The organism is Dellaglioa algida, assembly GCF_030127605.1.
GTDB classification, from domain to species: domain Bacteria; phylum Bacillota; class Bacilli; order Lactobacillales; family Lactobacillaceae; genus Dellaglioa; species Dellaglioa algida.
The window spans coordinates 1-21,309 of record NZ_JANXLE010000006.1 but is presented as its reverse complement, the minus strand read 5'-3'; the positions used below and the strand labels follow the sequence as shown (position 1 = coordinate 21,309).

21 protein-coding genes are annotated in these 21,309 nt (G+C 36.5%); 1 reads left to right on the top strand and 20 read right to left on the bottom strand.

Translation table 11 applies throughout. The features are described from left to right. Nucleotides 1-4: 4 nt before the first annotated feature. The 20 genes from uvrB to N0K73_RS05765 form a co-directional block, all read right to left on the bottom strand. Nucleotides 5-2,008 (bottom strand): excinuclease ABC subunit UvrB, encoded by a 2,004-nt coding sequence (uvrB, locus tag N0K73_RS05860; RefSeq protein ID WP_112250375.1) that lies wholly within the window; start codon nt 2,006-2,008, stop codon nt 5-7. Nucleotides 2,009-2,229: 221 nt separating this feature from the next. Continuing rightward, complete coding sequence (locus N0K73_RS05855; RefSeq protein ID WP_057973696.1) at nt 2,230-2,862, bottom strand: YfbR-like 5'-deoxynucleotidase; 633 nt, start codon at nt 2,860-2,862, stop codon at nt 2,230-2,232. Between the two features lie 130 nt (nt 2,863-2,992). Then, nucleotides 2,993-4,720 carry a phospho-sugar mutase gene (locus N0K73_RS05850; protein WP_112250399.1) on the bottom strand — a complete coding sequence of 576 codons (1,728 nt, stop codon included), beginning with the start codon at nt 4,718-4,720 and terminating at the stop codon, nt 2,993-2,995. A gap of 74 nt (nt 4,721-4,794) precedes the next feature. Further along, nucleotides 4,795-5,280, bottom strand: a complete 486-nt coding sequence (locus tag N0K73_RS05845) for a MarR family winged helix-turn-helix transcriptional regulator (RefSeq protein ID WP_057973695.1) — start codon at nt 5,278-5,280, stop codon at nt 4,795-4,797. Nucleotides 5,281-5,291: 11 nt separating this feature from the next. Continuing rightward, nucleotides 5,292-6,635, bottom strand: a complete 1,344-nt coding sequence (locus tag N0K73_RS05840; protein WP_112250377.1) for a DHA2 family efflux MFS transporter permease subunit — start codon at nt 6,633-6,635, stop codon at nt 5,292-5,294. A gap of 132 nt (nt 6,636-6,767) precedes the next feature. After that, nucleotides 6,768-7,706: a thioredoxin-disulfide reductase gene (trxB, locus tag N0K73_RS05835; RefSeq protein WP_057973693.1), complete on the bottom strand. Its 939-nt coding sequence runs from the start codon at nt 7,704-7,706 to the stop codon at nt 6,768-6,770. A gap of 141 nt (nt 7,707-7,847) precedes the next feature. After that, entirely contained in the window at nt 7,848-8,747 is a 900-nt protein-coding gene (gene galU / locus N0K73_RS05830; RefSeq protein ID WP_112250379.1) for a UTP--glucose-1-phosphate uridylyltransferase GalU, read from the bottom strand. Between the two features lie 14 nt (nt 8,748-8,761). Further along, the gene (locus tag N0K73_RS05825; RefSeq protein WP_057973691.1) at nt 8,762-9,781 is read right to left on the bottom strand and encodes an NAD(P)H-dependent glycerol-3-phosphate dehydrogenase; all 1,020 of its coding nucleotides are present in this window, start codon (nt 9,779-9,781) and stop codon (nt 8,762-8,764) included. A gap of 72 nt (nt 9,782-9,853) precedes the next feature. After that, nucleotides 9,854-10,675: a prolipoprotein diacylglyceryl transferase gene (lgt, locus tag N0K73_RS05820; RefSeq protein WP_112250401.1), complete on the bottom strand. Its 822-nt coding sequence runs from the start codon at nt 10,673-10,675 to the stop codon at nt 9,854-9,856. 18 nt (nt 10,676-10,693) lie between these two features. Then, nucleotides 10,694-11,632 carry an HPr(Ser) kinase/phosphatase gene (hprK, locus tag N0K73_RS05815; protein WP_057973690.1) on the bottom strand — a complete coding sequence of 313 codons (939 nt, stop codon included), beginning with the start codon at nt 11,630-11,632 and terminating at the stop codon, nt 10,694-10,696. A gap of 11 nt (nt 11,633-11,643) precedes the next feature. Then, nucleotides 11,644-11,997, bottom strand: coding sequence for a phage holin family protein (locus tag N0K73_RS05810; RefSeq protein ID WP_112250381.1), 354 nt, complete (start codon nt 11,995-11,997; stop codon nt 11,644-11,646). Between the two features lie 16 nt (nt 11,998-12,013). Next, complete coding sequence (locus tag N0K73_RS05805; protein ID WP_057973688.1) at nt 12,014-12,325, bottom strand: PspC domain-containing protein; 312 nt, start codon at nt 12,323-12,325, stop codon at nt 12,014-12,016. Nucleotides 12,326-12,479: 154 nt separating this feature from the next. Beyond that, entirely contained in the window at nt 12,480-13,166 is a 687-nt protein-coding gene (phoU, locus tag N0K73_RS05800; RefSeq protein ID WP_057973687.1) for a phosphate signaling complex protein PhoU, read from the bottom strand. 17 nt (nt 13,167-13,183) lie between these two features. Continuing rightward, nucleotides 13,184-13,939, bottom strand: coding sequence for a phosphate ABC transporter ATP-binding protein PstB (gene pstB, locus N0K73_RS05795; protein ID WP_057973686.1), 756 nt, complete (start codon nt 13,937-13,939; stop codon nt 13,184-13,186). Between the two features lie 12 nt (nt 13,940-13,951). Beyond that, nucleotides 13,952-14,755 (bottom strand): phosphate ABC transporter ATP-binding protein PstB, encoded by an 804-nt coding sequence (gene pstB / locus N0K73_RS05790; protein ID WP_057973685.1) that lies wholly within the window; start codon nt 14,753-14,755, stop codon nt 13,952-13,954. Between the two features lie 21 nt (nt 14,756-14,776). Continuing rightward, nucleotides 14,777-15,664, bottom strand: coding sequence for a phosphate ABC transporter permease PstA (pstA, locus tag N0K73_RS05785; RefSeq protein ID WP_112250385.1), 888 nt, complete (start codon nt 15,662-15,664; stop codon nt 14,777-14,779). Next, entirely contained in the window at nt 15,664-16,584 is a 921-nt protein-coding gene (pstC, locus tag N0K73_RS05780; protein ID WP_057973683.1) for a phosphate ABC transporter permease subunit PstC, read from the bottom strand. The genes pstA and pstC overlap by 1 nt, the downstream gene beginning before the upstream one ends. A gap of 2 nt (nt 16,585-16,586) precedes the next feature. Beyond that, nucleotides 16,587-17,420: a phosphate ABC transporter substrate-binding protein PstS family protein gene (locus tag N0K73_RS05775; protein WP_404825127.1), complete on the bottom strand. Its 834-nt coding sequence runs from the start codon at nt 17,418-17,420 to the stop codon at nt 16,587-16,589. Nucleotides 17,421-17,604: 184 nt separating this feature from the next. After that, nucleotides 17,605-19,668, bottom strand: a complete 2,064-nt coding sequence (locus N0K73_RS05770) for an LTA synthase family protein (protein ID WP_112250389.1) — start codon at nt 19,666-19,668, stop codon at nt 17,605-17,607. Between the two features lie 75 nt (nt 19,669-19,743). Next, nucleotides 19,744-19,977, bottom strand: a complete 234-nt coding sequence (locus N0K73_RS05765; RefSeq protein WP_057973680.1) for a YkuJ family protein — start codon at nt 19,975-19,977, stop codon at nt 19,744-19,746. A 135-nt stretch (nt 19,978-20,112) separates the two neighbouring features. On the opposite strand from N0K73_RS05765, the gene N0K73_RS05760 reads away from it, so the two are divergent. Further along, entirely contained in the window at nt 20,113-21,288 is a 1,176-nt protein-coding gene (locus N0K73_RS05760; protein ID WP_057973679.1) for a pyridoxal phosphate-dependent aminotransferase, read from the top strand. Nucleotides 21,289-21,309: the final 21 nt, after the last annotated feature.

Sequence of the window (21,309 nt, the reverse complement as noted above, 5' to 3'; positions counted from 1 at the left end):
CTGTTTATAGCATTTGTGTTTTCAATTCCAATACCGTATCACGTAATGATGCGGCTGTTTCGAAATCTAGTTTCTTAGCAGCTTCCTTCATTTGTCCTTCTAAACGGTCAACCATATCTTGTTGCTCTTTTTTATCCATATCCAAAAATTCTGTTTCGGTAAATGTCTTAACTGTTCCTGAATTATCTTCAATTTTAGTTGGCGTAATTAATTCGCGAATTGCTTTTTTAATTGTCGTTGGCGTAATACCGTGTTCTTTATTGTATGCCATTTGGATATCACGACGACGCTGTGTTTCTTCAATCGCGCCTTTCATTGAATCCGTCTCTTTATCAGCGTACATAATAACGCGTCCATTTTCGTTTCGAGCCGCTCGTCCAATCGTTTGCACTAATGAGCGCTCACTACGCAAGAAACCTTCTTTATCGGCATCTAAGATAGTCACCAATGAAACTTCAGGCACATCAATACCTTCACGCAACAAGTTAATCCCGATTAAAACGTCAAATGTTCCTAGACGCAAATCGCGAATAATCTTCGTTCGTTCCATTGTCTTAATATCACTATGCAGGTAAGCCACTTTCATCCCTAACTCTTTTAAATAATCAGTTAAATCTTCTGACATTTTCTTAGTTAAAGTTGTGACAAAGACTCGCTCATTTCGTTCTATCCTAAAATTAATTTCGCCAACTAAATCATCAATTTGACCCATAATTGGTCGAATCTCAATAATCGGATCAAGTAATCCGGTTGGTCGAATAATCTGTTGAACCACATCCGTTGTTCGCTCACTCTCGTAAGGACCCGGTGTTGCAGACATATAAATGACTTGGTTTACATGACCTTCAAACTCAGCTAACGTTAATGGTCGGTTATCTAAGGCACTAGGTAAACGGAATCCATAGTCCACTAACATTTGTTTACGCGCGCGATCACCATTGTACATCCCACGAATTTGTGGCATAGTCACATGTGATTCATCAACAACAATTAAGAAATCTTTTGGAAAGAAATCAATTAAAGTATAAGGTGGTTCACCTGGTTTTCGACCATCCATATGACGCGAATAATTTTCGATTCCTGAGGTGTAACCCATTTCACGTAACATTTCTAAATCGTAAGTTGTTCGTTGTTCAATACGTTGCGCTTCTAATAACTTGTCTTCACCTTTTAATTCTTTTAATCGATCGGCAAGTTCTTCTTCTATTCCTTCAATGGCATGATCCATAACGTCATCATTAGTCATAAAATGCGTTGCGGGGAATATAGCCATATGTTCAAGTTCACCCATAACTTCACCCGTTAATGAGTCAACCTCACGGATACGATCAATTTCGTCGCCAAAGAATTCCACACGAACTGCTTTTTGGTCACGAGATGCTGGGAAAATTTCCACGATGTCGCCGTGCACTCTAAAGCGACCACGTTGGAAATCAATATCATTTCGTTCGAATTGAATATCGACTAACTTTCTAAGTAAATCATCACGTTCCATCGTCATTCCCGTTCGTAATGAAATCACGTGATCGCGATATTCCGTTGGATCACCCAATCCAAAGATACTTGAAACGGATGCAACAACAATTACATCGTTACGTTCTAACAATGAACTTGTTGCTGAATGTCGTAATTTATCAATCTCATCATTAATACTTGAATCCTTTTCGATATACGTATCACTTGAAGGTACGTACGCTTCCGGTTGGTAATAATCATAATAACTCACAAAATATTCAACCGCATTGTTGGGGAAAAATTCTTTTAATTCGCCGTATAATTGCCCAGCTAATGTTTTATTATGTGCCAAGACTAACGTGGGACGATTAACTTCTTTAATCACATTTGAAATTGTAAACGTCTTACCTGTTCCTGTTGCACCTAATAATATTTGTTCTTTTTTACCGTCATTCAATCCATCAACTAACGTTTCAATTGCTTTCGGTTGATCACCAGTTGGTTCGTATTTTGAAACTAAATCAAAAACACCATCATCATGTCTATCAATCAAGTTAATCCCTCCAATACAATCATTTCTAGAAATAAAAAAAGCCCGGAATAACCCACCAGGCTCATTTAATAATGATTATTCTCTATCAATTATATTAGCATACCGAACATACTTTCGCACGTTATCTCACTTATTTTACTGACTTTTTTTAATTAATGAGATCGAAAAAGGAAGCCCTATACGCCCACTTATCAGCATACATAACTTCCTTCTTTATTTATTTATTTTTTAATGATATCTAATGTTATTTTTTTAATTTTGTCTTTATCCGTAAAATCTTCAGTTAATAACTCTGGTAATATTTCTTGTAAAATATATTGCACACTCGCTAAATCTGAGAATTCAAGAATCGTTTTCAAACTTTCTTGGTAAATTTCAGTATAAACTGCTTCAGGATTACCCTTTTGAATCTCACCGAATGATTCATACAATAAGTCCAATTTATCGGCCACGGACAAAATTTTGCCTTCTAAGGTATCATCTTTGCCTTCCGACAACCGACGACGATAAGCGTCTTGAAATTCTTCTGGAATTTCATTCACGATAAAGTTTTCCGATAAGGATTCTTCAACATTAGCCAACATCTCTCTTAACGTTGGTGTAGCGTATTTAACTGGTGTTTTAATGTCACCAATAAATCGTTCAGTATAATCGTGATTTAACGCTTTTTCGTACAACATCCGCCAATCAATCTTATTTCCAGCATTCTCTTCTACGTCGCCTAAAAATTGAGCAGCTTCCGTTACTTTAAATGAATGCTCCGCTACTGAATGTTCTTCATATTTAAAATAGCCCGGTGCTCGTCTCAATGTTTCTAAATTACTTAAACTCTGTAAGTATTGATGCATTCCCATAATTAACAGCTCCCTCGCATTTTTTATCTAAATTTTTACAATCTTACCATACATGGAAAAGATAATTCAAGCGTTACCATTTATTTCCTAAAAAAATAGCGCTAAATTTATATTTAGCACTACCCTCCAATTAGGCGTTGACGATTGCCATAATTGCTTCTTCAAATGCGAGGCATTTAGCTTGCGCCTTTTCATCCGTTTCAGCTTGTGTTCCCACATAAAATTTAATTTTTGGTTCAGTCCCTGAAGGACGAATTGCAATCCAAGAACCATCTTCTAAAATATATTTCAAAGCATTTGCCGTTGGTAAGCCAATTTCTTCAGATGTGCCATCAGCTAATTGTGCCATACCAGTTGTAAAGTCTTCTAACTTAGTTACTTTATAACCAGCAAAGTCTTTAGGCGCATCTTCACGGAAAATAGTCATCAAGTCTTTAATTTTTTGAACGCCTTCAATACCTTCAAATGTTAGTGCTTTTGTATTTTCAGCGTAATAGCCATATTCTTTAAACAAATCATCTAATCCATCAGATAACGTTTTATCAGATTGTTTATAATAAGCAGCCACTTCAGACAACATCACTAATGCTTGAATAGCATCTTTATCACGAACGAAAGGACGAATTAAGTAACCGTAACTTTCTTCAAAGCCAAACATGAAGGTATGTTCATTTGTTTCTTCATAACTTTGAATTTGTTCCGCAATAAATTTGAAGCCCGTTAACACATTAATCATTTTTGCATGATGTGCTTTGGCAATTTTAGTTGCCAATTCAGTTGAAACAATTGATTTAACCCCAACAGCGTTGGCAGGTAATGTGCCCGCATCTTCACTGGCTGTTAAAATGTAATTAAACATTAAAACGGCAATTTGGTTACCCGTTAATAATTTGTATTCACCATCAGCTTGGCGCACGGCAACACCCATACGATCAGCATCTGGATCAACAGCAATCAATAAATCGGCATGTTCACGACGACCCCATTTGATAGCTAAATCAAATGCTGGTGCGTCTTCTGGGTTAGGTAATTTAACCGTTGGAAATTCAGGATCACCTTCAGCTTGTTCAGGCACAATCTTAAATTGTTCAAAGCCGGCTTGTTTCAAAGCACGTTCGCCCAACATTTTACCTGTTCCATGAAGTGGTGTGAAAACAAGTTTCATTGAAGAACCAACTTCATCAACTAATTTTTGATTAATCGTGACTTTTTTAACTTCGGCAAGGTACGCAGCATCGACTTCTTCACCAATAATTTGAATCGTTTTATCAGCTTTTAATGCTGTTTCATCGCCTACTTTAATAGCAAATAAATCATCAGCTTCACGAACAAAACCGGTAATCATATCTGATTCTTCAGGTGGCATTTGACCACCATCTTCACCGTAAATCTTGTAACCATTGTACTGTTTAGGGTTATGGCTAGCTGTAATCATAATGCCGGCATAAGTAGCTAAATGACGAACTGCAAATGACAATTCTGGCGTAGGACGTAAACTTTCAAAGACAAAACTTGGAATACCATGAACACCTAAAACGCGAGCTGATTCCATAGCAAACTCTTGTGATTGGTATCGTGAATCGTAACTAATTGCGACACCGCGCATTTTAGTTACATCATCTAACGTGTCCATAAAACGTGCTAATCCTTCAGTTGCTTGACGAATTGTGTAAATGTTCATCCGGTTAATTCCGGGTCCCATCAAACCACGCATCCCAGCAGTACCGAATTCCATTGGTTGATAAAAAGCTTCCTTTAAATCTTCTTGGTTATTTTTAAGCGAAACAATTTGATTTTTGAGCGTTGCATCTAACGTTTCTTCATTTAACCATGTTGAATAACTGTCTTCCCAAGTCAAAATATCACTCCCATTCATATAATATTTCTATTATACAATAAATGCGCTTACTATTCAGGATAATAAAAAAGATATCAGAATAATTCTGATATCTTTTTCCCAGAAAGGCGTTCCCGCTCAATTCCTGCTTGAATTACTTTCTCTAAAAGGACCTTAAATTGCTCGGTCTCTCCCTCGCTAAGGACTGCTACACTCTCGTCATTAACGGCGGTTACTCTGTCAAAAATAACTTGATAGTTATTAATCGCTTTAGCTGTCGGGTAGAGTTCTGTCTGCCGTTTATCAACGTCGGACATTTTCTTTTCAATCCAACCATTTTTAATTAGTTTTGAGATGGCACGCGTCACGACACTGTGATCCCGGTAAATATTTTGGATTAGTTTATCCTGACTAATTCCAGGAGATTCACAAACTAATAACACATAAAAAAAATTACTTTCAGAAAGTTTAAATTCTTTTAAAGTGTCATTTATTCTTAAACGAATCATTCTATTGTAAATTGTTGTCAATTTTTCAACTTCATGCGTATCGTAAAAAGAACGTCCATTCATATTTTGCATCTCAAAACTCCTTAATTTTTTCTTTCTTTTCTAAAGTAAACTAATCCGATTAATCCGATTAGCATTGAGATTACCATAATAAAGATCATTGAAAAACGGTAGCCAATTACAAATGATGCCGGAATACTGGCAATAACAATAATAATTGTATTAAATAATGACCCACTAATTTGTCTTAATGTATTGGTTAGCGTTGTTGCGTGATTAATCTCTACTGGACTCAAATCCTTCAATGCTTCAGTCGTGGCTGGTGCCATCACCGCACCAACTCCTGCCAAACGAATGGCATATGTGACAACCGAGAGCCAAATGGGAAATTCAGCTGTTAATAATAGCATTGGCAAGACTGAAATCATCAACATTGAAAAGCCAAACACGAATATTTTTTTATACCCATATTGGTCATAGAGATTACCAACAATAGGAGAAATGATAGCATTAATTGCTGCTCCCGGCAACATAATTAATCCAGCAGTCATACCTGATAGGTGTTGGTTATTTTCTAGAAACATTGGCATGACTAGCTCAGTTCCTAATAAGATACCAAAAACAAGCATAATTAATGAAATCATTGTAGAAAATGACCGTACTTTAAAAATACGAATATTCAAGAAAGGTTCTTTAAGTGTTAATTGACGTCGACCAAAGTAAACCATAATTAAGGTTCCAATTACAATAAGTCCCAGTGCAATTAATACTTGTTCTCTAATAATTGAAATACCAATTAAGATGGCCGTTAGTCCAATTGATGATGAGAAAAATGATTTAAAATCAATTTTAGCTGCTTGTTTTTCTGAGTAGTTAGGTAAAATGAATAACCCAATAATTAAGATGGTAAGCATGATTGGAATAATAAAAATAAATAATGCTCTCCATGGTAAAAAGGTAATCATGACCCCTGATAATGTTGGCCCAATTGCCGGAGCAGCTGAAATCACCAGCATTGAAAGACCCATTACAGTTCCACGACGTTCAATTGGATTAATCGTAATCATACTAATCATCGTGAAAGTCGTTAACACACCACCGGCTGCGGCCTGAATTAATCGACCTAATAAGATTGCCCAGAAATTTGCACCACTTGATGCAACCAGGCTACCAACAAGGAAAACAACCATAATTCCGATAAAGATCTGTCTTGTTGAATATTTTTCATACAGGGTTGCGGACAATGGCGTCGAAATCCCGACCATTAAAATATATCCCGTTGTTAACCATTGGGCCGTTGCAAAATTAACATTTAACACCGAAATTAATTTTGGTAAGGCAGTAATCATCAGTGTTTGATTTAGCAATGCGGCAAAAGTCGCTAGTAATAAAATTGCACCGATTGTGTTTCTTTTTTTGTTTGTCATTCTAATTCTCTTCTCGCTTAGATTTACGTTTATACACTATTTTATGCATAAGTAGTTTAAATAAGTATAATGTGCATTTGCACATAAAGTCAAGCAAAAAAAATAGGCCCATAAATAGGCCCATTCAATCTTTTAGTTTAATTCTGCATCTTTTAATGATTCAAGATAACCGAACGCTTGTTGTCCAGCAATCCCACCATCACCAACGGCAGTCGTAATCTGACGCAATTCTTTCTTACGAACATCACCAATTGCAAAAATACCGGGTACGTTAGTACGCATATTTTCGTCAGTTGGAATCCAACCGTAATCATCAGTAATGCCAAGCTTTGTGAACGCCGTTGTCATTGGTTTAACACCAACATAGATAAAGACACCACTGGCAGGTACTTCTGACGTTTCGCCAGTTTGATTATTCGTTACTTTAACACCAGTCACTTTACGATCATCACCAACGATATCTGTGACGTTACTATCCCAAACAAAATCCATTTTATCGTTTGCAAATGCACGATCCTGCAAGATTTTTTGAGCGCGTAACTTGTCACGACGATGAATAACAGTCACCTTAGATGCTAATTGTGTTAAATAAGAACCTTCTTCAATCGCTGAATCTCCGCCACCAATAACAACAACTTCACGATTTTTAAAGAATGCCCCATCACACACCGCACAGTATGACACGCCTCGTCCACCAAAGGTTTCTTCGCCTTCAGCACCTAATTTTTTATACTCTGAACCAGTTGCAATAATTAAGGCTTTTGTTTCAAAAACATCGCTATCCGTTGTAATAAATTTCGTGTCACCTTCGGTTGTAATATCGCTTACGCTTCCATAAGCATATTCTGCTCCAAACTGTGTCGAACTTTCGTACATTTCTTTTGCCAAATCAGGTCCTAAGATTGATTTGAAACCAGGATAATTTTCAACTTCGGCCGTATTATTCATTTGTCCACCATAAATACCACGATCAATCATTAAAACCGATAGATTTGCACGTGATGCGTAGAGCGCAGCAGTCATTCCACCGGGTCCAGCACCAATCACAACTACATCATATTTTTTCGTCATTAGCCTAACCTTCTTCCTTTTAGTAAGTAATATAACAATACGCCATGCATCTTTTTTTGTCCATCTAATTGCTTGCCCTTCAAATAAAAAATGGGTCTCAAGTTTAACCAACTTGCGACCCATTTAATTTTAAAGATAGTCTTATTTACTTTTAGCCGCATCTTCTGCGATTAATTTTGCACCTAAAGTTTTCAAGTATTCTTTTAATTCATCTTTAACTTCTTTATGTTTCAGGCCATACTCAATACTTGTCTTGAGGTAACCAAACTTATATCCAACGTCATATCTCGTACCCTTAAATTCATGGGCAAAAACACGTTGTACTTTATTCAATGCATCAATGGCATCAGTCAACTGAACTTCGTTACCAGCACCCGGTTTCTGATGTTCAAGAATCCCAAAAATTTCGGGTGTTAATAAGTAACGACCGATGATAGCCAAATCGCTTGGTGCCTCTTCAGGCGTAGGTTTTTCAACAAAGTTTTTAACATTAAATAAGCCAGGTTTAACTTCAACTTCTGGATTGATCACACCATACTTCGACACTTCTTCGTGTGGGACATTCATTACAGCCAAAGTTGATGCATGCGTTTCATCAAAACGATTCATCAATTGACGCGTTAATGGAACTTTATCTTCCATTAAATCGTCGCCTAACATAACAACAAAAGGTTCATCACCAACAAAATCTTTAGCCATTAAAACAGCGTCACCAAGACCTCTTGGATGTGATTGGCGAATGAAATACAAGTTAATATCTGTTGTTTCTTCAACTAACTTAAGTAATTCATCTTTATGCTTTGCTGCTAAATTAGCCTCAAGTTCTGGCACTGAATCAAAATGATCTTCAATTGGTCGTTTTCCTTTACCCGTAACAATTAAGATATCTTCGATACCTGATTGACGTGCCTCTTCAACAATGAATTGAATCGTTGGTTTATCAACAATTGGGAGCATTTCTTTTGCCATTGCTTTAGTTGCTGGTAAGAATCGCGTTCCTAATCCGGCAGCAGGAATAATAGCTTTCTTAACTTTTTGCATTGTTTAATCCCCTTTTATTCTGCTAATTCAGCTTTACCTTCACGGTTAAGTAAAGACTCGATTACCAAGTTAATTTCTTTATTATTATATAGGACATCATAGATAGCATTTGTAATTGGCATATCAATTCCTTGTTGTTGGGCTAATTCATAAGCTGCTTTAGCCGTACCAACACCTTCAATAACCATACCCATGTCAGCAACAACGTCATCTAATGATTTACCTTTGCCTAATTGGTCACCGGCACGCCAGTTACGTGAATGTACACTCGTAGCTGTAACGATTAAATCACCCACACCAGAAAGACCCATAAAAGTTAACTGGTTAGCACCAAATGATGTTCCTAAACGCGCAATTTCTGCTAATCCACGAGTAATTAAAGCCGCTTTAGCATTATCGCCATAGCCCATACCATGTAACATACCAGCACCAACGGCAATAATATTTTTCATAGCTGCGCCAATTTCTACACCAATAACATCATTGTTTGTGTAGATTCTCAAGAATTTATTCATGAAGAGATCTTGAACAAAACTTGCAGCAGCAGGATCAGCACTTGCTGATACGATTGTTGTTAAATCACGATTAGCAACTTCTTCAGCATGACTTGGACCAGAAAAGACAACGACACTACCACGAATATCAGCAGAAATTTCTTCTTCAATTACTTCTGAAATACGTTTATGTGTTACTTGTTCTAATCCTTTACTTGCATGAATAACAATTGGTTTGTTACCTGTTTCTTTTAAGATCGTTGCTACTTGTTTAGCAACGATACGGCTTGCTTTTGTTGGAACAACAAATAAAATAGCGTCAACTTGATCCAAAGCTTCTTTTAAATCGTCATATGCATGTAGATCTTTAGAATAAGTATAATCATCCAAGTAATGTGTGTTCGTATGGAACTCATTCATTTCTGCTACTTGTGCTGGAACATTTGACCAAAGTCTGACATCATGACCATTTTCAGTTAGGATATCAGCCAAGATACTGCCCCAAGAACCGGCACCTAATACTGCTACTTTTTTTGTCATTATATAATCTCCTTCAAAATTTATTCATTCTAAGCATACCAAATTCTAAGTCTAATAGCATTAAATTTATTTCTATTGTCCGTCCAAATACCATTGATTCTGTGGTTCCCAATATCTTCTTAATAACAACCAACTAATTGAGCCAACAAAAATCACTAATGAAAGCAATTGAGAAACACGGATTGTTGAGAATAACATTAAGCTATCCGTTCTCATTCCTTCAATAAAGAACCGACCAAATGAATACCAGATAAGGTACGTAAATAAAATCTCACCGCGTTTAAAAAGGTGTAATCGATGTCGTAAGCTAATTAAGATGAAGAAGCCGACCAGACTCCACAATGATTCATATAAGAACGTTGGTTGATAATATGTACCGTCAATATTCATTTGATTAATAATAAATCCAGGTAGATGTAAATTTTGTAACGCCTCTAACGTTGTCTTTCCACCATGGGCCTCTTGATTAACAAAATTACCCCAACGGCCAATTGACTGTGCGAGTAAAACAACTGGTGCCGCTAAATCGAACAACAGCCATGCTGATAAATGACGGCGCTGACTGAACACAACGACTGTTATTATTGCCCCAATTAAGCCACCGTAAATGGCGATTCCACCATCCCAGATTCGATAAATCTCGCTTAGATGTTGTGAGTAATAAGACCACTCAAAAACAACATAATAGAGACGTGCGGAAACAATTGAGATTGGTAATGCCCATAAAACCATATCATAAATGGTATCTTCATCGATACCTATCTTCTTACCTTCAAATATTGCCAAGATAATCGCAAGAATCACGGCACTGGCAATGATGACACCATACCAGCGGACTTCACTAGGGCCTAATTTAAAGGCTATAGGATTCAATGCGGCTAATAAAAAATTCAATTCACTCTCATCCAATCTCTAATCTTTTTTTGAATTTGTTTGGATTAATCCATTTAAATTATCTTCAAATACTTTTGTTGCATCATAACCCATGGTTTTCGCACGGAAGTTCATCGCAGCGACTTCAATAATGATGGCCAAGTTACGTCCAGTTTTAACTGGTACCGAAATTTTAGGTAAATTCACATCGAAAATCTTCACGAACTCTTCACCATTACCCAATCGATCAAATTGTTTATCTGGTGACCAATTCTCTAAATGAATAATAAGTGAGATATCCGTGTCATCACGGACTGCACCTGCACCAAATAAATTCATGATATCAATAATACCAATGCCACGAATTTCAAGTAAATGTTTCAAAATTGCAGGCGCTTCACCAACGAGTGTCTCTTCATCTTTTTGGAAAACATCTACACGATCATCAGCAATTAATCGATGACCACGTCTAATTAATTCAAGTGCTGTTTCTGATTTACCAACACCTGAATCACCGGTAATCATCACACCAAGTCCATAAATATCGACTAAAACACCATGAATTGATTGGCGTTCTGAAAGTCTAGCTTCCAGATAGTTAACCATGTTAGAAGATAGACGAGAAGTTGTTAACTTAGAAATTAAGATTGGAATATGTCTCTCTTTAACAATCTCTAACAGTTCAAGTGGCACATCTAAATCATTTGAAACAACAAAACATGGCGTTTGGTCTGTCGCCAGTTGATCCATCACAACTTGCCGATTCTCATGTGTTAATCCGTTTGCATAAGCATGCTCCGTCATCCCAAATAACTGAATACGTTCTTTAGGGTAAAAATTAAAATACCCCGTCAATTCAAGACCCGGACGTGAGATATCACTTGTTGTTATTTTTTTATCATCCAGGTACTCTTTTCCAATTAAAACGGTTAATCCCATTGCATCTACTAAATTTCTAACTGAGACTTCATTGGCCATATTAGTGCCCCCTATTGTCTATTTTGAATAAAGTAATTTGTTACAATCGTGTTGGAAATACTCATCACGATTGAAATCACAAATGCCGCCCAAAAACTCGAGAATTTAAATTCATTACCCACGAAAAAGGACGTCATTTGTAACATGAACGCATTAATGATTAGATAGAAAAAGCCTAAACTAAATACTGTCACCGGTAGTGACAGTATCACTAAGAATGGTTTAACTAACATATTTAAAACAGCTAATACAAAACTGGCAATTAACGCTACCCAGATACTTTTTACGAATAGTGTATCCGGAAAGAAACCAGATATTGCCAAGAATAACACGGCATTAATTAAAACACGTTGCCAAAATCCCATATGAATCACCTCATTATTATTTTTTATCCGTTACTTCAACATCTTTTATAATTTTACGGTCACTTTTATTTTTGGTTGTTGATCCAGTTCGTTGACCAGCACTAGATGTAAACTGCTCAAAAGAACTAGTAAATGAACGTTTCTTTCCCGGAATACTAATTGCTAACAAGATATAGACAAGGATAAATGCGCCTTTTGTCGCAAAAATTAGCATTAAGAATAGAAATCTGACAAGCGTTGGATTCCAATTCAAGTATTCAGCAAGTCCAGCTGCAACGCCAGATATAATTCTATTGTTTGATTTTGTAAATTTTTTATTTGTTTTCATTTTATAGTTCCTCCATTCAGAATAATCTACCACTATTGTACTTCTTATCATACTTATTTGACAATTCTAAAGCGCGTTCTTTACTTAAATTTTAACGTTTAACTAAAAAAATAGCTAACAATTATTAAATTGTCAGCTATCGAATAACTACTACTTATTCGTTTTCTTTTTCTAACTCAGATTTACCGGGGTTTAATTCAGTAATCCGACCATTTTTCAAGTATACAATCCATTCACAGACGTTAGTCACATAATCACCGATACGTTCAAGGTATGTGGCAACCATTAAATAGTCAGCACTTCCCACAACCGTTTCCGGATTAGTCTTCATTTCATGGATACATTGATCATAAATAGTTGTAAAGTACTGATCAATTTCAAGATCTGATTTAGCCACTTTACGTGCTTTTTCAGCATCTTTTTTAATGTAGGCAGTTAGAACTTCTTCAACCATTTTACGTGCATGGTCGCCCATAATACCGATTTCATCTTCGATTTCTCGCACTCTAGGATTACCTTTAACACGGATTGTCGATCTTGCGATACTTACCGCATGGTCACCCATTCGTTCTAAGTCCGAAATAGCCTTCAAGACAGTGACGATATCTCGTAAATCGCTCGTTACCGGTTGGTACAAAGCAATCATTTCAAGCGTTTGTTTTTCCAACTTCATCTCACGTTCGTTAATCTTGTAATCCCCGACAATGACTTCATGAGCCAATTCCTTGTCGTGATTAATGAAGGCGCTGACAGATTTATGAATTGCTTCACTAACCATCATGCCCATTTCACTAAATCTAATGTGTAGCTTTTCTTGTTCTTCATCAAAAAGTAATCGCATGATTTTGTCTTCCTCCCTTAACCGAATCGACCACTAATGTAGTCATCCGTTTCTTGATGCTTAGGTTGTGTAAATAATTCTCTCGTTGGTGCAACTTCAATTAAATGGCCTTCCAAAAAGAAAGCCGTTCGATCTGAAATTCGAGAAGCTTGTTGTAAATTATGAGTCACTATTATAATAGTATATTTTTCACGCAATTCTAGCAACATATTTTCGATTTTACTACTTGAACCTGGGTCCAAAGCACTAGTGGGTTCATCTAATAAAATAACTTCAGGTTCAACCGCTAATACGCGTGCGATGCAGACACGTTGTTGTTGTCCACCGGATAAAGCGAGCGCATTTTTCCCTAAATCATCTTTGACGTCATCCCAAACGGCCGCCTGTTTTAAACTTTTTTCAACGGCTTCGTCTAATGTCGCTTTATCTTTAATACCAGCCAAACGCAAGCCATAAACGACATTTTCATAAATTGAGAATGGAAATGGATTAGGTTGTTGGAATACCATACCCACATTTTTACGTAAACTTACCGTATCCATTTTAGGACCATAGATATCTTCACCTTTTAATTTTACGGCACCAGTAATAGTGACGCCCGGGATTAAATCATTCATGCGATTTAACGTTCTTAAATAAGTTGATTTACCACAACCGGATGGTCCAATTAATGCGGTAATTCCCTTTTCATTAAAATCGAGATCAATGCCTTTGAGCGCTTCTTTCTTACCATAATACAAATGAACATCATTCGTTTCAATTATCTTACTCATTTGCGCTCCCCCTTAACCGAAGTTTCCTGAAACATAGTCATCCGTTAATTTAATTGTAGGTCGTGTGAAAATAGTTGTCGTTTTATCAAATTCAACCGCATTTCCTGAATGGAAAAATGCCGTGTAATCCGAAATACGTGATGCTTGTTGCATATTATGAGTCACAATAATAATTGTGTATTTTTCTTTTAACTCTAAAAGTGATTCTTCAACAATTCGACTTGAAATTGGATCTAAGGCACTCGCTGGTTCATCTAACAATAGAATATCAGGTTCCATGGCGATTGCTCTAGCAATACACAAACGTTGTTGTTGTCCACCAGATAATGATAAGGCACTGACATTCAAATCATCTTTAACTTGATCCCAGAGTGCGGCCTGTTTTAACGATTTTTCAACACGTTCTTCAAGTAATTGTTTATCCTTCATACCATGGCGTTTTAAAGCAAACGTAATATTTTCATAAATTGATTTTGAAAATGGGTTAGGTCGTTGAAAAACCATCCCAATATGTTTTCTCATTTCATAAATATCAACGTCATCTTTATTAATGTCCAAGTCACGATAGATAATTTTCCCTGTGACATCAGCAATCCCATCATTCATCCGGTTCAATGACCTTAGGTAAGTTGATTTACCAGAACCAGACGCACCAATTAATGCCGTTATTTTAAACCGTTCAAATTGTAAACTAACATCCCTAATTGCTTCATTAGACCCATAATGAACATGTAAATCTTTTGTCTCTAAGGCAATTTCATGTTTATCCTCATTGAAGGTCATAATTCTAGATTTTTCAATATTATTTTCTGCCATATTCTTGACCCCCTGAATGATTTATTTGCTTGATGTGATTTTACGATAAAGTGCCTTACCACCAAAACGTGCCAAGAAGTTAAATAATAAAACGGCGATGATTAAGACGGCCGATGCGCCAGCTGAAACAGCAGATGCATCCGGCATAATACCTTCTGAGTTAATCTTCCAAATATGAACGGCTAAAGTTTCAGCTGGACGCATTGGATTTAATGGACTTGCAATATTTGCTGGATTCCAGTTTGTGAAATCTAAAGCAGGTGCACTTTGTCCGGCCGTGTAAATTAAGGCAGCGGCTTCACCAAAGATTCGGCCAGCACTTAAAATAACCCCCGTTAAAATACCAGGTACCGCATCCGGAACAACTACTCTTGTCACTGTTTCCCAACGTGACAAACCTAATGAAAACCCAGCTTCACGTTGTGAGTACGGAATTGCACGTAATGATTCTTCAATTGATCTTGTTAATAAAGGTAAATTAAAGAATGTTAACGCTAATGCACCCGATAGAATTGAAAATCCAAAGTTAAATTGAACAACGAAAATTAAGAAACCAAAAAGACCAACGACAACTGAAGGTAATGAACTTAAAATTTCAACCGATGTTCTGATAACGGTTGTTACCCAGTTGTTCTTTGCATATTCTGATAGCCAAATACCCGCTCCCAATGAGATAGGAAATGAAATCAGTAACGTTAATAACAAGAGATAGAATGAGTTAAATAACTGAACACCAACACCACCGCCGCTTGAAAATGATTTCGCGGGAGTTGTTAAGAACTGCCAGCTAATATGTGGTAATCCCCGAACTAATATATAACCAAGTAAAGCAGCCAGAACTAGAACAACAAATCCTGCGATACCGTATAAAATACTTGTAGCAATTTTATCTGCTTTTTTAGGATTCATTATTTAAGCGCCCCTCTCTTACCAATAACTCTTACAACCATATTAAAGAATAATGACATTAATAATAGAATTAAGGCAAGTGACCAAAGCGCATTATTTTCTAATGAACCCATGACCGTATTTCCAATTCCCATTGTCAAAATACTTGTTAATGTTGATGATGGTGTAATTAAACTTGATGGCATTAATGATGCATTACCAATAACCATTTGAACAGCTAAAGCCTCACCAAAAGCACGTGCCATCCCGAAGACAACAGCAGTCATAATGCCCGGTGTTGCTGCCCTTAAAATAACTTTATAGATTGTTTGCCAGCGGGTTGCTCCTAAAGCTAATGAAGCTTCACGGTAGTAGCGAGGGACTGATTTCAAGGTATCAACAGTCATTGACGTGACCGTTGGCAAGATCATCACAAATAAAACGAATGTTCCTGATAAAATACCAAACCCTGTCCCACCAAAAATACTTCGGACAAAAGGTACAACTACTGAAAGACCGATAAATCCATACACGACTGAAGGAATACCGACTAATAATTCAGTAACCGGTTGTAAAATTCGACTACCTTTATTAGGCGATATTTCAACCATAAAAATGGCCGTTCCAATCGCAAATGGTGTCGCAATTAATGCTGATAAGAATGTGACAAAGAACGATCCAGAAATCATGGGTAAAGCACCAACTTCTGGCTTACCTGATTTGTCTAGTGTTCCGGGATTCCAACTTTTACCCAATAAAAAATCTTTAATTGACACTTTATCAGTAAAGAATGTCGCTAATCCCTTTGAAGCCACAAAATAAAAGATAGCAAGAACAATGGCAACAATTAACCCAATACAGAAATAAGTAATTATTTTGCCGCGCATCTCAAGTTTAGATGCTTTAGACTTTTTTAGTAAACTTTCACGAATCGGATCCATACCTACATCCCCTTCTTAATTGCTGTAATTTTTCCATCAACAGAACGTTTGACTTCCATCTGTGTAGTTGGAATATAACCTAATTTACTAACAACTTGTTTTTGAATTTTGTCTGACGTCATATAGTCTAAGAATTGTTTAGTTAAGCCAGTGGGTGCACCATTCGTATACATATGTTCATATGACCAAATTTTCCATTTGTTTGAGGCCACATTACTTTCAGTCGGTTTAACATTATCAACGGAAAGCGAATCAACCGTTTTATCTACGTACGAGAATGCCATATAACTAATTGCACCGGGCGTTGATCCAACAATCTGACGTACCATCCCTGTCGAATCTTGTTCCTGTGCATCCTTACTTTGTTGACCGTCTAAGCCCCATTTTTCAAATGTTAATCGTGTTCCGGAACCAGTTGCGCGATTCAAAAGAACGATTGGTAAATCTTCACCACCTAATTGTTTCCAATTCGTAAGCTTACCGGTAAAAATTGCAATAAGTTGTTTCTTAGAGACATTTTTAACGCCAGCATCTTTATTGACAACTGGTGTAATCCCCACAACACCTACTTGATGATCGACCAGTTTGCTAGCGTCGATTCCTTTTTTCTCTTCAGCAAATACATCCGAATTACCAATACTTACAGCTTTTTCTTGAACTTGACTTAACCCTGTTCCGGAACCACCACCCTGAACGTTAACAAAGACACCAACATTTTCGGTACCATATTGTTCACCAGCCGCTTCTACTAACGGTTGTAAAGCGGTTGATCCAACAATTGTGATCGATTTACCTGAACTCGATTGTGTTTCACACCCCGATAAAACTAATAACATAACTGTTAAAATACCGCCAACCAATACTAAAGGCCCTTTTCTCATCATAACTTCCTCCGCAAATTCTCGACATTTAACTCATACATCCAGTTTATATTTTCAATGTAAAGGTCATGTGGTTGAATTGTAAAGATTGTGTAAAGGTTACAAAAAAAGCCATAACATAGTGTTATGACTTTAGTCGTTATTTCAGTTCTGGTGCGTCTGTCTTGAATAGATCTTCAGTAGATACACCACCATGTTGTTCAATTAAGCTTGTTTTTTCTTTTTTCTGTGCTTTTTTCAGTGTTTCTAGCGCTTTACTCTTTTTGTAATTGTAATCAGATTTATTCACCTTAGTAAAATTACTTGGCGTGTAGAATCTTAATAAATCACCTGTGATAACACTATCAGATAATGATAATGACGTTGTCACGTGCTTCAATTCTTTATCATAAGTTTTTTGTTGTTCCGCCGTTAGAGTCTTAATTTCTTTACCGGTCTTCGTATCGTATGTCGTATTCCCGACTTTAGTAAAGTTTGGCGAAACGAAATCACCATTTCTAAAGGCCACGGTTTGATTACGATTTTTTGACAATAAATCATTACCAAATTGAACCGTATCCGTATTTTTAACCCCTAATAGATCAAGTAAGGTTGGTAAAACATCAATTTCACCACCATAAGTATGATTAATGCCACCCTTAAGGCCATCCATATGAATCATGAATGGAACCTTCTGGAACATTGTTAAATCATAACTCGTAACTTCTTTTTTACCTAAAAGTTGTGCAATAGCCTTTTTATGATTATTAGAGATCCCGTAATGATCACCATACATGACAATCATACTATTTTTGTATAGCCCAGATTTCTTCAAATAACTAACAAATTCTTCAAATGATTGGTCCAAGTATTTAGACGTTTGTACGTATCCATCAACTGTACTATCATCTGTGGTCGTCTTTTTAATCGAGACATTTGCACTATCCAAATCATATGGATAGTGGTTAGTTAATGTAATTAATTTCGCATAGAATGGTTGAGGTAGTTGCTCAATGTACTTAGTTGACTGCTTCAAGAAAATCTTATCTTTCATCCCATAACCAACTTTGTAGTTAGTTTTGACATCATAATAAGGTTCGCTGAAGAAGTATTGGTATCCAAATGATTTATACGTATTATTACGATTCCAGAAACTACCCACGTCACCATGGAAAGCCGCCGTTGAATAGCCTTTTTGATCAAGAATAGCTGGCGCTGATTGGAATGTATTTTGTGTCCCATAAGTTGTCATTGCTGACCCAGATGGTAATCCGTAAAGTGATGATTCCAACATCATTTCGGCATCAGACGTTTTCCCCTGTCCTACTTGATGGAAGAAATTATCAAACGATAACGTGTTTTGATCATGATAATATTTATTAATGGTAGGCGTTACTTCTTGCCCATCCCATTTATAATCAATCATGAACTGTTGGAAACTTTCTAAATGAAGCACAAAGACGTTTTTACCCTTTGCTTTTCCATAGTATTGAATATTTGAACCCGCACGATTCTTATTCAAATAACTCAGGACTTCATCCATATCTTTTGATGTTGCATTTTTACGTGTCGCACTTTCTTTTTGTGTTTGATAAACGTTATATCCGGCATAGAAATTTAAGCCCAAATATTTAACAATATAGTTATTATCAAAAGTTCTCGTTAACAATTGAGGACGATCTTTACCGGCTAGACCTAAGTTACCGGCAGTTAAAAGAATAGACGCAATTGTCACAATAAAAGCGTAACGTTTCTTGATTGGATTATAATCAATTTTGACTAACTTAAATATAAGTAACAAAATTAGAAGAATAACATCAAGATAAACGAAAAAATCAGTTGGACGTAAAATACCAGCAATTCCTTTATCTAAGTTATTTGCAACTGAACCTGAATTTTTAATGATTCCTAGTGATAGAAAATCTGAAAATTCACGATAATAGACCATATTTGCAAAAAGCCATGTTGTTTGAATAAAATCAACAATCAGCAAAATCCAATATGATTTTTTACCTCTAAAGTAAATTGCAATTCCGAACAGTAATAAAGCCGTTGGGATTGGGTTTAAATAAAGTAAAAATTGTTGCATGCTCCCCGTCGAACCAAGCGTAAATTTTGTTTCGTACGCAACGACAGTTTTAATCCAAAATAAAACGAGCGTCAAGAGGAAGAAACCCCATCTTGAGCTCAATTTATCCTGAACATATTTTAAAGTTGACCGCATCTTAGTGCCTCCATTTTTTTAAGATCGATTTTCGAGAACACGAAAATGTCTTTAAATCTATGTTTCAGTTAATGATTAACCAAACAATAAATCGTAAACTTCCATTGCAATTAAATCAATATCATCAAATGGAAATCTAGTATGGTTACCTAAATCTTCTAACGTATATGCCTTCATAGCTGGATCATATTCAACGATTCCTTTTTCAACGCCTTCACGTTCGAAGTGTCTTGTTTGGATTTCGCCGTTTTCTTCTTTTTGCATAGCCTCTAAGCGGCTAATGATTGCGACTAACTGAGAATTTTTCATAGTTGTTCCCCTTTCAATATCATAGTTAATAATACCAAAGTTTCTCCGTATTTACACCTGATTATACAGATTATAATCGTTTCTTAACATGTTTTTATGCTAAACTATTAGTTATTAGACTTGGAGGCCGATAAAATGGGTTTATTTAGAAAAGATTTGAACGATCAAGTATTCAAAATAGAAGTTTCAGATATTCGTCAATTTGATGATGAAGTGAGCCAAATTCCCGGTATGATTAAGTTAACTATGGGCGAACCAGATTTCAATACGCCGGATCATATTAAAAAGGCTGCCATTGAAGCCATTAATGAAAATTACTCCCATTATATGGGAATGGCTGGCGACATTGAATTACGTACGGCCGCCAGTGAATTTTTCAATGAAAAATATGGTGTTAGTTATGATGCTCAATCTGAAATATTAGTCACGGTTGGTGCTACTGAAGCTATCGCAACTGCCTTACAAACTATTTTCAATCCGGGGGATGCGGTTCTTGTTCCTACTCCGCTTTATCCCGGTTACATGCCATTAATTACCTTAAACCGGATTAAACCCATCTACATTGATACACGTGATAACAACTTCAGATTAACGCCCGACATGATTAACCAAGCCATTGCTGACAATCCCGACGAAACCATTAAGGGGATTATCTTGATTAATCCAAGTAATCCAACTGGTATTTCTTGGACTGAAGACGAAATTATTGCGATAACCGATGAAATCCGAACACAAAAGCTTTGGGCTATCAGTGACGAAATTTATAGTGAATTAACTTATGGACATAACCATATTTCGATTGCTAAATATATTCGTGACCAGACTGTCTTAATCAATGGCTTATCTAAGTCACATGCAATGACAGGTTGGCGAATTGGGTTTTTACTCGCACCTAAAGCTATGACTGACGAATTAAAGAAGGTCCACCAATATCTAGTTACATCCGCAACGAGTGTTTCACAACGTGCTGGTATTGCCGCTTTACGCGATGGTAAGGATGACGGTCGTATTATGAACGTTGAATATAAAAAACGTCGTGATTTTGTAATGACAGAGATGAAAAAAATGCACTTTGAAATGGCGGAACCCAGTGGCGCTTTTTATATCTTTGCTAAAATCCCTGAAGGTTATAATCAAGATGCAATGGCATTTTGCAAAGACCTAGCATTCAATCACAAGCTTGCTTTAATTCCGGGTACTGCCTTTGGCGAATCTGGTAAAGGTTATATCCGCCTAAGTTATGCCGCAAGTATGGATAACTTAGTTGCTGGTATGGAACGTTTAAATGCTTATATGACAGAAAACAAGTAAATACATGACCATAAAAATAAG

What these genes read in the sequence shown, in the direction of transcription:
- hprK (WP_057973690.1), bottom strand. Translation starts at nt 11,632, where the DNA reads ATGGCCAATGAAGTCTCAGTTAGAAATTTAGTAGATGCAATGGGATTA.
- N0K73_RS05810 (WP_112250381.1), bottom strand. Translation starts at nt 11,997, where the DNA reads ATGGGATTTTGGCAACGTGTTTTAATTAATGCCGTGTTATTCTTGGCA.
- pstB (WP_057973686.1), bottom strand. Translation starts at nt 13,939, where the DNA reads ATGAGTAAGATAATTGAAACGAATGATGTTCATTTGTATTATGGTAAG.
- galU (WP_112250379.1), bottom strand. Translation starts at nt 8,747, where the DNA reads ATGCAAAAAGTTAAGAAAGCTATTATTCCTGCTGCCGGATTAGGAACG.
- pstC (WP_057973683.1), bottom strand. Translation starts at nt 16,584, where the DNA reads ATGGATCCGATTCGTGAAAGTTTACTAAAAAAGTCTAAAGCATCTAAA.
- N0K73_RS05840 (WP_112250377.1), bottom strand. Translation starts at nt 6,635, where the DNA reads ATGACAAACAAAAAAAGAAACACAATCGGTGCAATTTTATTACTAGCG.
- N0K73_RS05765 (WP_057973680.1), bottom strand. Translation starts at nt 19,977, where the DNA reads ATGAAAAATTCTCAGTTAGTCGCAATCATTAGCCGCTTAGAGGCTATG.
- phoU (WP_057973687.1), bottom strand. Translation starts at nt 13,166, where the DNA reads ATGCGATTACTTTTTGATGAAGAACAAGAAAAGCTACACATTAGATTT.
- N0K73_RS05805 (WP_057973688.1), bottom strand. Translation starts at nt 12,325, where the DNA reads ATGAAAACAAATAAAAAATTTACAAAATCAAACAATAGAATTATATCT.
- N0K73_RS05770 (WP_112250389.1), bottom strand. Translation starts at nt 19,668, where the DNA reads ATGCGGTCAACTTTAAAATATGTTCAGGATAAATTGAGCTCAAGATGG.
- N0K73_RS05845 (WP_057973695.1), bottom strand. Translation starts at nt 5,280, where the DNA reads ATGCAAAATATGAATGGACGTTCTTTTTACGATACGCATGAAGTTGAA.
- N0K73_RS05775 (WP_404825127.1), bottom strand. Translation starts at nt 17,420, where the DNA reads ATGTTATTAGTTTTATCGGGGTGTGAAACACAATCGAGTTCAGGTAAA.
- trxB (WP_057973693.1), bottom strand. Translation starts at nt 7,706, where the DNA reads ATGACGAAAAAATATGATGTAGTTGTGATTGGTGCTGGACCCGGTGGA.
- N0K73_RS05855 (WP_057973696.1), bottom strand. Translation starts at nt 2,862, where the DNA reads ATGGGAATGCATCAATACTTACAGAGTTTAAGTAATTTAGAAACATTG.
- N0K73_RS05825 (WP_057973691.1), bottom strand. Translation starts at nt 9,781, where the DNA reads ATGACAAAAAAAGTAGCAGTATTAGGTGCCGGTTCTTGGGGCAGTATC.
- pstA (WP_112250385.1), bottom strand. Translation starts at nt 15,664, where the DNA reads ATGAATCCTAAAAAAGCAGATAAAATTGCTACAAGTATTTTATACGGT.
- N0K73_RS05760 (WP_057973679.1), top strand. Translation starts at nt 20,113, where the DNA reads ATGGGTTTATTTAGAAAAGATTTGAACGATCAAGTATTCAAAATAGAA.
- pstB (WP_057973685.1), bottom strand. Translation starts at nt 14,755, where the DNA reads ATGGCAGAAAATAATATTGAAAAATCTAGAATTATGACCTTCAATGAG.